This window comes from Mesorhizobium sp. M1A.T.Ca.IN.004.03.1.1, from assembly GCF_003997555.1.
Taxonomy (GTDB): Bacteria; Pseudomonadota; Alphaproteobacteria; order Rhizobiales; family Rhizobiaceae; genus Mesorhizobium.
The window spans coordinates 1-274 of the sequence record NZ_RZTV01000282.1 but is presented as its reverse complement, the minus strand read 5'-3'; the positions used below and the strand labels follow the sequence as shown (position 1 = coordinate 274).

Annotated in this window: 1 protein-coding gene; it reads right to left on the bottom strand. The window is 59.1% G+C overall.

Features of this window, described 5'->3' with window-relative positions:
- On the bottom strand, positions 1 to 274 hold a 274-nt coding region (locus EOD29_RS31705; RefSeq protein ID WP_281059244.1), incomplete at both ends, for a GTP-binding protein.

Here is a 274-nt window from a genome sequence, read left to right as displayed (position 1 = left end):
GCGCGCACGTCGTCGTCCATGAAGAAAGTCTGAGCGACGGGTACCGGATCGGCAAGGCCCGTCGTCTCGACGATGATGCCGTCGAAACGGCCGGGGCGCCGCATCAGGCCTTCGACGACGCGGATCAGGTCGCCGCGCACCGTGCAACAGACGCAGCCATTGTTCATCTCGTAGATTTCTTCATCCGATTCGACGATCAGGTCGTTATCGATGCCGATTTCGCCGAACTCGTTGACGATGACCGCATATTTCTTGCCGTGGTTTTCGGAGAGGA